Annotated in this window: 13 protein-coding genes; 3 read left to right on the forward strand and 10 right to left on the reverse strand. The window is 38.8% G+C overall.

All coding sequences use genetic code 11. The annotated features are described in order from the left end of the window. Positions 1-3 precede the first annotated feature (3 nt). Positions 4-558: a sigma-70 family RNA polymerase sigma factor gene (locus IHV12_RS02695; protein WP_197189716.1), complete on the reverse strand. Its 555-nt coding sequence runs from the start codon at positions 556-558 to the stop codon at positions 4-6. Between the two features lie 373 nt (positions 559-931). On the opposite strand from IHV12_RS02695, the gene IHV12_RS02700 reads away from it, so the two are divergent. After that, positions 932-2251, forward strand: a complete 1320-nt coding sequence (locus IHV12_RS02700) for a murein hydrolase activator EnvC family protein (protein ID WP_231619511.1) — start codon at positions 932-934, stop codon at positions 2249-2251. 63 nt (positions 2252-2314) lie between these two features. Here the strand turns inward: IHV12_RS02700 and IHV12_RS02705 are convergent, their stop codons facing one another. From IHV12_RS02705 to IHV12_RS02715, 3 genes are all read right to left on the reverse strand, one after another. Beyond that, positions 2315-3091 carry a protein-glutamine gamma-glutamyltransferase gene (locus IHV12_RS02705; RefSeq protein ID WP_197129502.1) on the reverse strand — a complete coding sequence of 259 codons (777 nt, stop codon included), beginning with the start codon at positions 3089-3091 and terminating at the stop codon, positions 2315-2317. 64 nt (positions 3092-3155) lie between these two features. Beyond that, positions 3156-4178 (reverse strand): ABC transporter permease, encoded by a 1023-nt coding sequence (locus IHV12_RS02710; RefSeq protein WP_197189717.1) that lies wholly within the window; start codon positions 4176-4178, stop codon positions 3156-3158. After that, positions 4175-5032, reverse strand: a complete 858-nt coding sequence (locus tag IHV12_RS02715) for an ABC transporter permease subunit (RefSeq protein ID WP_197129496.1) — start codon at positions 5030-5032, stop codon at positions 4175-4177. Before IHV12_RS02715 ends, IHV12_RS02710 begins: the two co-directional genes overlap by 4 nt. Before the next feature lie 133 nt (positions 5033-5165). On the opposite strand from IHV12_RS02715, the gene IHV12_RS02720 reads away from it, so the two are divergent. Both IHV12_RS02720 and IHV12_RS02725 read left to right on the forward strand, forming a co-directional pair. Further along, positions 5166-5993, forward strand: a complete 828-nt coding sequence (locus IHV12_RS02720) for a hypothetical protein (protein ID WP_197129493.1) — start codon at positions 5166-5168, stop codon at positions 5991-5993. A 361-nt stretch (positions 5994-6354) separates the two neighbouring features. Beyond that, complete coding sequence (locus tag IHV12_RS02725; protein ID WP_197129489.1) at positions 6355-7812, forward strand: NAD(P)/FAD-dependent oxidoreductase; 1458 nt, start codon at positions 6355-6357, stop codon at positions 7810-7812. Positions 7813-7862: 50 nt separating this feature from the next. On the opposite strand, the gene brnQ is transcribed toward IHV12_RS02725, so the two are convergent. The 6 genes from brnQ to IHV12_RS02755 all read right to left on the reverse strand — a co-directional run bounded on the left by brnQ (position 7863) and on the right by IHV12_RS02755 (position 12468). After that, positions 7863-9176 (reverse strand): branched-chain amino acid transport system II carrier protein, encoded by a 1314-nt coding sequence (gene brnQ, locus IHV12_RS02730; RefSeq protein WP_197189718.1) that lies wholly within the window; start codon positions 9174-9176, stop codon positions 7863-7865. A gap of 193 nt (positions 9177-9369) precedes the next feature. After that, entirely contained in the window at positions 9370-9912 is a 543-nt protein-coding gene (locus IHV12_RS02735) for a YhcN/YlaJ family sporulation lipoprotein (RefSeq protein WP_197129483.1), read from the reverse strand. 35 nt (positions 9913-9947) lie between these two features. Beyond that, on the reverse strand, positions 9948-10148 hold the full coding sequence (locus IHV12_RS02740; RefSeq protein WP_197189719.1) for a hypothetical protein: 201 nt from the start codon (positions 10146-10148) through the stop codon (positions 9948-9950). A gap of 115 nt (positions 10149-10263) precedes the next feature. Next, positions 10264-10878, reverse strand: coding sequence for a DedA family protein (locus IHV12_RS02745; RefSeq protein WP_197189720.1), 615 nt, complete (start codon positions 10876-10878; stop codon positions 10264-10266). A gap of 111 nt (positions 10879-10989) precedes the next feature. Further along, entirely contained in the window at positions 10990-11523 is a 534-nt protein-coding gene (locus IHV12_RS02750; protein ID WP_197189721.1) for a GNAT family N-acetyltransferase, read from the reverse strand. A 30-nt stretch (positions 11524-11553) separates the two neighbouring features. After that, a complete protein-coding gene (locus IHV12_RS02755) occupies positions 11554-12468 on the reverse strand; it encodes a Nif3-like dinuclear metal center hexameric protein (RefSeq protein WP_197189722.1) in 915 nt (304 codons plus the stop codon). Positions 12469-12516: the final 48 nt, after the last annotated feature.

Raw genomic sequence — 12516 nt, forward strand, 5'->3', positions numbered from 1 at the left:
ATCTCACCTACTCTTCTCCAGTTTTCGACGCAACAGTTCTCTTCCGCGCTGAAGTAATGTTCTGATTGTCGTTTCTTTTTTATATAAGATTTGACTAATCTCGCAAACGGTTAGCTCTTTATAATAGAAAAGAAGGATTACTTCTCGATATTTAAGAGGAAGATTTAGGACATGTTCGGCTAACGCCTCATGTTCACTTTTTTGGACGATCGATAGTTCTGGTGTTAAAACTGAAGATGGTCTCGACTTTCCGAACCGGTCCATCACATGAATGTATTTCTTCCAACCGCTTCTTAAATAATCTTTACACAAGTTAACAGTGATGGCATATACCCAGGTTTTAACAGAGGAATCATTTCTAAAGTTGTCTTTATGTATATAACATTTCACAAATACTTCTTGTGCTAAGTCCTCTGCCAATTTCCGATCCTTAACATATGTATAAGCTAGCCTTATCACTTTGTCTTGGTATATATCCATTATCTGTATAATCCACTCTTCTTGACTGAGTGAGTGAGAATCAATGCCTTCGTTATTAAATCTCCGATTGATCGTCAAGAACTTCCCCCCTTTAACAACACCCTATCTATATGACGACTGACTATGATATTTTTATTCGTTTTTTAACTTTTTTAAAATTTAGCCGATTATATAATGAATGAGATTCTATTAAACTTACTTTGTTTTCAACTTTGTAATGAAACTCCATTCTATATACCTACTCTTTTATTCGATTACCACGCTGTTTTTACCTTTTAATTTCCTAATACAGACAAATCTCTACATCTATAACGTCGAAATATGTTTCAATGTGTAATATTTTGAAATATAAATGTAATATTATTTCGCAATAACTGATGATTAATCAATGGTATAATCACTTCAGTAAAGAAATTGGCAACATTTGCACTTACAAGGAGGAGTACCCATCTTGAAACGTAAGCTAGTTATGGCTACACTGTCTCTCAGTCTAGTATTCAGTACATATACGGTATCGGCAGAAACTCTGTCTTCTATAAAAGAGAAAAAAGAAAAGAATCGCTCTGAGCAAACGGAAAAGCAGGGTGAATTAAAGAAAAATCAAAATCAGCAAGATCATACGTTAGATCAAATTCAAAAATTAGAGGGTTCTATCGACAAAACTCTTAAAGATATTGGAAACAAAAAAGAATCAATCCAAGAAACGAAAGCTTCTATTGAAAAACTAAAAAAAGAAATCGATGTTCTTAAAAAGAGAATCAAAGAACGTGATGCACTTCTAAAAGAACGCGTAACTTCCATGTACGAAAGCGGCGGTGCGGTAAATTATTTAGATGTGGTATTAGGTTCTAAAGATTTCGGCGACTTCCTTGATCGCGTGTTTGCATTAAACGTGATTGCTGAACAAGATAAAGCCATCTTAGAAGAGCACAAACAAGATAAAGAGTCTGTTGAAAAGAAAAAAGGACAGGTTGAGAGTGAACTTTTGTCTCTAAATTCAGATTTAACCGAACTTGAAGGATTGAACCAAAAACTAACGGACCAGAAAAAACAAAAGAATGCGCTTCTCGCTCAATTAGAGACGGAAGAAGACCATCTACATGATCATATTATGCAGCTGGATGAGACGAACGAACTTCTTTCCGCACAAGAAGCAGCGATTAAAGCTGAAATTGAACGTGCAAAACGTGAAGAAGCTGAACGCAAGAAAAGAGAAGCTGAAGCAAGAGCTGCGGCTGCAGCTGCGGCAGAAAAAGCTCGTGAAGAAGCAGCGGCTAGAGAGAAAAACAAATCTAACTCAGGTTCAGGCTCAGGTTCTTCACCTGCACCAACTCCACCGCCAGCACCAACACCTGCTCCAGCACCAGTGAGTCGTGACTTTATCATGCCTTCACAAGGATTCATCACTTCAGGCTTTGGTAACAGAAGCGCGGGCATGCACTACGGAATGGATATCGCTCAAGGCGGAAGTACTGTTCCAATCGTAGCAGCAGCATCTGGAACGGTTACGAGAGCTTACTATTCAAGCTCTTATGGTAACGTTGTGTATATTACGCACTATATTAACGGACAACTGTACACAACGCTATATGCACACATGAGATCTACACCTGCTGTTAGCCAAGGTCAGTCTGTCTCTCAAGGGACATTCTTAGGCTACCAAGGTAACACAGGCGCTTCTAGAGGACAGCATTTGCATTTTGAATTGCACAAAGGCCCATGGAACGGCTCAAAATCAAATGCAGTTGATCCAAGACCATACCTTCAATAATTAATTAAAAATAAATAAAAGACGCAGAGATCATAGTTCTCTGCGTCTTTTTGTCTAGGCATTTTATATGACTCCACCAAGCAATCTTCGGATTGGATGACGTGTGTATTCCGACATGAGTCGATAGTTTGGCCTTATGATCTCCGCTGTTAGAAAAGCCGAAACCGTTGCACCAGGCATTCTTTTTTGATTAAGCACATCAATAACCTCTCCAATTGTTCCTGTTCCGATTCCATGACCGAAAAATTGTCCGTTTCCAAGGTCGATCAGGTTTTCACCTTGCCACTGAGGCGTATTAGGATGATGTTCTGGATTTTTAACATATCTCACATCTCCTGGCAACGAATCCCCAGATGGCACTGCAATAATCTGTAGATCCTCATCATGCTCCGTACTGTAGAGAAGCAACCCGTTAAACAATTGATCAAACATACCCGCTCCAATTGTTTCAAGAATCGCTTTGTACATCATGATCATAATAGCTGTTGTACATTCGAACCCGTACCGTTTTCCATTGATAAAAATATCTGAGATGGCGTCAGAAGGACGGGCATCGGATCGAAGCAAAAAACCGCCATAAGCTGTTCTTCTCCAATATTGCGGATTGCAGCGTGAATTCACGAACGTCGCAAATCCTGCTCCGCTATCACGCATAGCGTTTGCTGCTGCTACAATATTTGTACGCATGACCACTTCAAATAAAAACTGATGTGGACTTGTGTAATAAAACGATTCTCTGGATTTTTCAAGCTTTTCGCCTACCAGTTTCTGTGTTTGTGTAAGCGAATTAAAACCCGAGATTTGAGCCGTTTTTACCGGATACCCATTAACAAAAATCATTTCTCTCCCCCCTGTCTGCACAGGATATTACATAGTATGGTGAGAAGAGAAAAGTGGTGTATTTTTAAGCGCCTCTCTTGTGAACGAAATCAAAAGATGATTTCGTTTTACTCCCGAGAATTTGTTTTTCAAGCACGCGATTACGTTTCGTCCTTTTATAATGCCTCGTTTGCAGGTGATGCTGAAAACCTTCACCTATTAGCTGAAAGGCGTAGATGGCGATTCCGAACATGATGATCGGACCGAGTGCGATGTAGGGATTGGCATGAATCTGGGTGTAATAATCGCCAACAAGACCTGACCACTCATTTGACATTGATTTTGGCGGATCCGCCATCATCGGATTAAAATCAATATCCGTCCCTCCAAAAAACAACTTTAAATATCCAAGATGCGTAAAAATTATCAACACTTGCACACACTGCTGACACCAAACAATTACAAGCTTTGGTAACATGTGAGGAATAACATGTTTCATAAAAACACGCCACCTGGATGCACCTAACAGTTGCGCACTTTCAATAAAGTCTTCTTTCAATATTGAGGCCATCATATTTCCGATCATTGAGCCTAGAAGGGGTACTACGAGCAACGTCAAAATAATAACCTCAAGGCTTACCCTTGCAAAAAACGAATAAAGGAAAAATTCTTCTCCTTGAGCATTCAGCTGCTCCCTTAAAATTGGCCCTAGTATAAAAACAGCTATGATTGTAAGTGGAATAAAATAAAACGAACTAAGAAGCTGATCTAAACCTTTTCTGATGTTATCTGGTAGATAGAATGCAAAAGGAATAGCCACGATAAAACTGAAAAGAACACGAAATACACCGATTGCTATAACGGCAATTAAGGTGAATTTTGCACCTTGGAGCACTTTATGGCTGATGTCATATCCAAGTGGATCCGTAACAAGAGGAAACATGAGCGAAGGGTCAAAAGGTGCACCACCTATTAGGTTTTTCTGATCATCATAAAGCAGCTGAACTTGACGAACTTTGCTATCATAAAACAATTCGAAACCTAAGCTAGAGATGATAAACACGATTAGAATGAAAAACCCTATCCAAAACTTCACGCTCCGAATCATACCCATTCTCCTCTCTTCGTAAAATGAACAATGACCCATTCGAAAAGAGCATACAAAAGAAAAAATGGAATGACGAGAAGTATGAGACAAGCAGCAAGCATTTCTGGTCTAAAATCGCTATACATGTAATGAGTGATTCCATGGATATTAAAGATGATCTCAACAAGAAGCAAGTTAGAGATCATAAACCATAAGACTGATTTTGAAAAATGGAAGATACCTTCACTTGTATTTCTCGTGACATGTACGACAAGTACGTATATCCGTCTCATACCTTTTGCTAAACTCATCTCAACATACTGTTTGCTAAGCTCTTCTTCAGCAAGAAGTATCATCATCTTATAAAAGTAAACAAAGGGCAGAATCATCAAGCAAACAATAGGTACGATATAGATCCTCTCTTCCGCTCCCATCGAAGCCACATTCGATACAAGAACTCCTGTCTTTTTATAAATAAGAACAATTCCCATCTGTACGAGGGCAAAAACAAGCAGATCTGGCAAGGACTCTAAAAAGGTAAGTAGATTTTTAATAGCTCCCCTTATGAACATTGGCAGCATTAACGTAACCCACGTGAGCAGTTGCGCCATACAAAAAGCAATCAACAATGCCCCAAAAAGAATGGAAAGTGAATAAATATATGGCGACCATATATCATCTAAAAATAACCTCGGCTTGCCTTGGTTGAAGTAAGTCATCTGATTCAATTGAAAGATATCTCTACAAACATCCTTGATCTTATTGAAATACATACTTACATTTTTGTTCATGATTAATTCTGGCAGTCCACTGATTAAAATAATGGAAACGATCGTTAAAATCAGTTGCATCAACAGTTTCTTAATAATCTTCATAACGCTCCCCCTTCTTCTACCTTTTAGACGTTTGAAGCCAATATTTTCATTCACTCTTTTACTTTTGGAGGATAAAAAGGACAAAACAATCCATATTAAGGAAGAGAAAATCATACGGAATTGAGGACTGACTATGTGGAATAAGATCATGACTGGAGTTCTATTAACTGCTTGTTTAAGCTTCTTCTTTCCCCTCACCTCTGAAGCAAAAGAACCCCTAACTTATTTCCCAATCGTAAAAAAGGGGGAGGTTGTAGAATGGGAGAAAGTAAACAAACTCCTTCCTAAAGGTGCTACATTTAAAGTCGTAGATCTAGAGACCGGCTTTTATTTTCAAGTACAAAGAAGGGCTGGCAATAAGCATGCCGATGTACAGCCGTTGACCCGCGATGATACAGCTGTTTTAAAGCATCTATATAACGATAAATGGAGCTGGAATCGACGAGCTATACTTATTCCCGTAAAAGGCAGGATGCTCGCAGGCAGCATGCATGGAATGCCTCATGGAGCAGGCGCATTAGAAAACGGATTTCCTGGCCATTTTTGTATACATTTTTTAGGTAGTTCAACACACCGATCACGCAATATTGATCCTTCTCATCAATTTATGATCTTAAAAGCTGGCGGACAACTTTCTAAATACGCAGCTGGAGCAAGTGCGAAACAAGCAGTTTCTATGTTTTTAGTCGGCATGAAACAGCAAGACATCAAATTAGCTATGCCTGTCCTAAACAGGAACCTGCTTGAAGACTCGACCGTTACGGAGCTGTTCAAAGGAATCACAAGTATGCAATATGAGATCAGATCTCCAAGTACTAGGTATCCTCCTGTTGTTCGAACTGAAATAAGAGCTAGAGTAAAAAAGTACGATGATAACGGATTACAAACAGATACATTTACCTTTTTAATGGAACGAAAATCAATGACAGACGGCTGGAAGATCATGAAGATCAGATTCTAAAACCTGAAGAAGCTTTTTCTTTAGGTTTTTTTTTGAGAGTTGCGATGATTAAAGGGTATAGGTCGAGAAGGATTAGTCGATTCATTTACTCGCGGAAATATGATCAAAACTCTATGGGCAGTGTAAAGGGAAATATACCATTGAAAATCGGTTACTCCTACCTGTTTTACATTGTAATCTTATTTCCTGATTTACTGTCAATCCTCATATGAATCACCTTCCTAATCTAAAACACGAATAAAAATATATTTTTTTATTAAATTGTTCGTATTTTAGTTGAAATCCACCTTAATAATTGTTATATTTACCAAGGGAAAAAACAATTCTAGAAAAACTACCAAGTATTTCAAGGGGGATTATTATGAATACCCATTATGATGTAATTGTTGTTGGCGCAGGTCCTGCAGGAATTTTTACGAGCTACGAACTAACAAGACAGCTTCCAGATGCAAAGATTTTGTTAATAGATAAGGGACATGACATCTATGCACGTTCGTGCCCGATTTTAGAGAAGAAAATTCAAAAATGTCCGCCTGCAGCAGGCAGAAAAGAATTTGCCGGTTGTTTACCAGCTTGTTCGATCACAAATGGTTTTGGCGGAGCAGGAGCTTATTCGGATGGAAAGTTCAATATTACGAGCGAATTCGGAGGATGGATGACAGATTACCTATCGGAAGAACAAGTGGTTGAACTTATTAAATATGTAGATGAGATCAACTTAGAGCACGGAGCCACTGATTCAATCACAGACCCTCTTACACCAGAAGTCAAGGATATTGAAAAGCGCGGTTATGCAGCTGGTTTGAAGCTTCTAAGAGCTCAAGTTCGTCATCTTGGTACAGAACAAAACCTTGAAATACTGAAAAGCATCTATGAATACTTAAAAACACGCATTGAGATGAAATATAAAGCTGAGGTTGAAGATCTCATTACCGAACGAACGGCTGAAGGATATGTAGCAAAAGGAATCCTTCTAAAAGACGGAACATCTCTTACATCAGAGAAAGTTGTTATTGTTCCCGGTCGCGATGGTTCAACATGGCTAACGAAAATTCTTAAAAAAAGACGTATAAAAATGACAGCTAACCAAGTCGACATTGGCGTTCGTGTTGAAACTTCTAACTTAGTGATGGAAGAGATCAACAAGCATCTTTATGAAGGTAAATTTGTTTTTAATACATCTGTCGGCACAAAAGTAAGAACGTTTTGCTCCAATCCTTCTGGACATGTTGTCGTAGAGAACCATTCTGGTATCATGCTTGCGAATGGACACGCCTATAAAGATCCTAAGCTAGGCAGTGAGAACACAAACTTTGCACTCCTTGTATCACATCAATTCGCTGAACCGTTCGATCAGCCTACAGAATACGCTCATGAGGTTTCAAGACTTGCCAATCAGCTTTCTATGGGTGGCCTTGTCGTTCAGAAGTATGGTGATATCTTAAAAGGACGTCGATCTACGGATAAACGAATTAAAGAAGGCTTCCTTTCTCCAACATTAAAAGAAGCTGTACCTGGCGACCTAGGGCTTGTGCTTCCTTATAACACGATGAAAAGTTTGATTGAAATGACTGAGGCATTAGATAAAGTAACACCTGGTATTGCATCAGAACACACATTGTTTTATGGTGTAGAAGCTAAGTTCTATTCTGCACGTCCAAAGCTTGATGATAAATTCGAGTCAGAGATCAACGGCCTCTATGTTGGTGGAGATGGTGCTGGAATCACGCGTGGTCTCGCCCAAGCAAGTGCATGTGGCGTATGGATTGCTCAAAACGTTGCAGCTAAGATAAAAGAAAAAACACCAGCGTTGGTTTAAATAACATAAAAAAATGCCTTAGGATCTAATCCTAAGGCATTCTCTTTTTCTTAATTTGTAGAGAAGATGACGATTCTACCTCTTATTACGGCAATGATAAAACCTACAACTGATCCTATGATAGCAGGGAGCAGCCACCCGATTCCATCTGCATAAAGAGGGATATGCAAATAAATTTGTTCGATCGCACCCAGTTTAAGTCCAAAAGCTTTTAATCCATCTACTATTGAGACAAGTGCAGTTGCTACGATTCCACCGATATATACTTCTTTTCTCCCAGAGAATAAATCATGTAGGAAAGAAAGCAGGATCAAAACAATCGCAATTGGATAGATCGCTGTTAAAACAGGTACAGAAACTGAGATTAACTGTGTTAATCCTAGGTTTGCAATACCAGCACTGAAAACACTCATAAGAAGTACAACTGTTTTATAGGAAACATTCGGGAACATTTTTTTTGCAAATTCTCCACAAGCAGTTACAAGACCTACTGAAGTTGTAAGACAAGCTAGTGCTACAGCTAGACCAAGGAGTACGTTTCCAAACGGTCCAAAAAGTTCTGCTACAACATTCGTAAGGATCTGACCGCCATTATCCGTTTTGCCTAGTGCCTGACTTGTAGCTCCTAAATAAGCTAAAATACCGTAAACTGCGGCCAAACAAGTAGCTGCAATCAGTCCTGCCTTAATAACCATCTTGGTTACTTGTTCTTTTTTCATCTCTGGGCGTTTCACTGCTGTGATGACTACGATACCAAACGCAAGTGCTCCTAGTGTATCCATCGTCAAATATCCATCCATAAACCCTTTAACTAAAGGATTACTTGCATAATTAGGAGATGCAGTACCTAGTTTTCCAACCGGTGTAATGATCGCCTTAACTAAAAGAGATACGATAATGAGCAATAATACTGGCGTTAAGATATTACCGATTCGGTCTACAAGTTTTGATGGATTTAACGAAAGCCAATACGTTACGGCAAAGAATACAACTGTAAACAAGAACAGCGTCAGACCATTGTTCATACTTTCTGGTAAGAAAGGAACGACTGCCATCTCATAAGAAACAGTTCCTGTTCTAGGGATTCCAAAGAAAGGCCCTATGGCTAAATAGAGTATGATCGCGAATACAGAACCGAATAACGGATTAACTCGTTCCGTTAAGGTTTGTAGGCCACCACCCGTACGTGCTAGTGCGATTACACCCAATAAAGGTAATCCAACTCCTGTTATGAAAAAGCCAACCATGGACTGCCAGACCATTTCCCCTGCTGACTGACCCAATGCTGGCGGAAAAATTAAATTTCCTGCTCCAAAAAATAAAGCAAATAACATTAAGCCCACCGAGAGCGTCCGCTTCTGCATATTAAATTCCTCCTCCGTGGTCATCTATATGATTTCGTTTTTATTGTAATTATCGAATTTTGTCGAAATATTTTTTTATCCATATGTATTTGTAACACGATATGAGATTGGAGTCAATATTCAGATATAATGAATTTTCTAACAAATGTTTTCGTAAGTAAAGGACTGAGACATACTCAGCCCTTTTACTCATTTAACGATTGGTTGGGAATACACGCTTAATCGTATCGTTGAACTCTCTTACAAAACCTGAAACAGGATTTCCTTTGTTAATCTCGTCAGCATATCCGTTCATACGATCGATGAAGTCAGGGTTCGTTGAAACAAAGACATCATTGATATCAGGATCTGTTTTTCGAACGGTATCGCCGATTTTCTTTTCTGTCTCTCTCGAAAGCTTCATGCTCTCGCCGCCTTTAAGCTTTGCAGCTACATAAGCATTGTTCTCTGTAACGATAACGGTCGCATCGTCTACTTCTTTAAGATCTGTTACTTTATTCGCTGCTTTATCTGCTACATCCATACGCGTGTTTTCGTCGTACTGGTTATCCATACCCATATCCATGTTGTTGTTCATGTTATCCATATTTCGGTCAGCACGATTGTCGTAGTTCACTTCAGTCATATTGTTACGCGCTTCTTTTCCCATGTCCTTGTCATTGTTGTTCATTCCACAAGCACCTAGAAACGATGATAGCATCACGGCCATTGAAGTAACGAGAATAGTCTTTTTCATTAAATGACACTCCTTTATAAATTTTTGACTGTCATCTAATAAAATTTGTTTGTTGAAGAGAAAATATACATAGCAATGATTTTTGTTAAAGGCTGTTTTCGTAAGCTTTGTTGCTTTAGGAAGTGTTGATTTCCGTTCCAGGCTGCTCGCTTTCCACGGGGCAGACGCTGAGCCACATTCGTACGTTTCACTCTTAAGTGTCTCAGCTGCCCGCCTGTCCCGTAGGAGTCTCGCACCTTCCACTCCAATCAATTTTCAAAGGTGACAAGGAGTTCACAAAGCAACAATCTTTTAGAAAAGAGCGTTGTTAAAAGACATAAAAAAAAAGCCTTCCAGTATTGGAAGACATAATTATTTAAACCAACCATTTGAATAGGAACCTTTGTTTTTCGGTTTAAAGATGAACCAAGCAACAACACTAAGGATTACGATTGTAAATGCGAACAGACCTACTTTATGGATTACCTCCATGACTAGAGCCCATCGACCTGCCAATTGATAGCCGATCACGATAAAGAAGGAACACCAGAACAAAGCACCACTATAAGCGTAAAGTGCGAATTGTCTCCAATTTAAAGAATACATTCCAGCAAAATAAGCGGTCAGGTGTCTTATTCCCGGCATAAAGTAGCCAAAAAACAATGCTGATTTTCCATACTTTAAAAAGAAATTTTGTGTTTTTTCTATCTTTTCTTCAGATACCCCAAATTTTGGGCCTAACTTTTTTAACAGAGGTTTACCACAGATGTTTCCAAAATAATAGCTACCCGTAATACCTGCTATCGCTCCTAAAAAAGCACTCAATACAGCAGGTAAAAAAGGAAGATCTCCTGCAAAAATGAAGTATCCTACAGTGGCCAAAAGGATCTCATCCGGGATAGGTAAGCCGATAATACCTAATGCCAATAGTAGAAAAATACCAAAATAGCTATATTGATGTATGATATTTATTAAGTCAAATTCCATGACGTCACCAACTTCTTTTTTTACACCTTCTACCATTGTAACGATAAATTGGGTAATTTGGAAAGAGGAAAATACATTTCAGTAAAACGCAGTGTTATTTTTTCTATGTATTTAAGTCGTTTGTTCGGTACTAGTAGTTAGTATATACGTTATGTCATCCCATGCAAAGCATACTTCAAACAAGTGCTGCTTTCCTATTGTTATCTGTTCTTCATCTATCTTTTTCCCACCTGTTGAAATATATGCTTGTTTGGATGGATTTTCTTTCAATACCCACACGATCATACTTTTTTTCCCTATTGATGTTAGTTCTTTACAGAACGCTTTAAGCATTCTTGTTCCATGTCCTTTTTGTTGCACTGTTTTTTCTAAGTAAAAAGCATATATCTCACTCTCATATTGATGTTGTGACCTGATCGAACCTCCAGAAATAAAGCCACATAAATGATGATTCTCATCTTCTAAAACAAGAACAATGTGCGATTTCTGGACCAACCATTCACTCCATCTTTGTTCTCTTTCCGTAACTGACATCTGTAATAGATAATCGTCATCTACTAGACCTTTATACGATTGCTGCCAGCTTTTTACGTGTACTTTCGCAATTTCTGCTGCATCTGTTATTTTCGCTCGCCGAATGTTCATGTCTTCTTCCCACCTCTTTTTTTGTTGTGATCATACCCACCATTTACTTTGAGGTAATAGCGTTACACGCAACTGAAACTGCTCTTCAAACCAAGATTTCAACTGTGTAGCATGAACTAAATATTCGGAAGCAGCATGCGATACGCCGATTAAGCTCATTGTACTTTGAGCAATATAGCTTTTCATCTGTTCATACTTCTTTTTACCGTACTCATTATCGATGTGGCAATGCACCTCACCTGTCAAATAGGCTTCTGCACCCATCTTTTCCGCCTCGATCATTGCTTCTACTTTATCACCGCATCCTGCAACAATCGCGATCTTCGTTATGTTTTTATGAATAGGACCATGCACATCAGCATAAGGAATTCCGAACAATTCGGTTGAATGATGAATCAAGTCCTCTGTAGAAGTAGGAGCTATTTCACAAAGAATACCACAAGCTCCATTATCATCCTTCAATAGTTCTCCAATCACTTTTGCGTTTAATGCTTCTCCCCACGAATCACTCGTACTGATTACCCTTGAATAATCGAGTGGTACATGAAGCGTAAATACCGATAAACGTCTTTTCTTCATCTGCTGGATAAAATGAGGAGGTATCGGCATAAAACCTCTTCCCCATTTCCCTTTTGGATCTCCGCATTCCATCACAATGGGATGATGCATAAATAACAGATCTCCTGGATGACTTTCAGCAATGAATCTTTCTAAAATTTCTTCTGTAGGGAAAACAGCCAAAAATACTCGATTTACCTTTTCGTCTCCTCTAAGCATGAGTCCGTTGAACAGTTTGGTAAATTCAGGTTGGAACTCATTGCGCCAATCAAAATCGATCGGATCGTAAACCATCGGAATAAACCTACTGAACGCTGGATCAGTTCCAATATTTCTATATGTAAAAAGTTCATCGATCGCCTCATCTATTCTTTTTAGTTCCACCATCTTGTTTCTTCCTTTCTTTTATAGGGATGCTTGTTGAAGGCGGCCCAA

Origin of the sequence: Fictibacillus sp. 7GRE50 (genome assembly GCF_015903875.1) — a bacterium.
Lineage (GTDB): Bacteria > Bacillota > Bacilli > Bacillales > Fictibacillaceae > Fictibacillus > Fictibacillus phosphorivorans.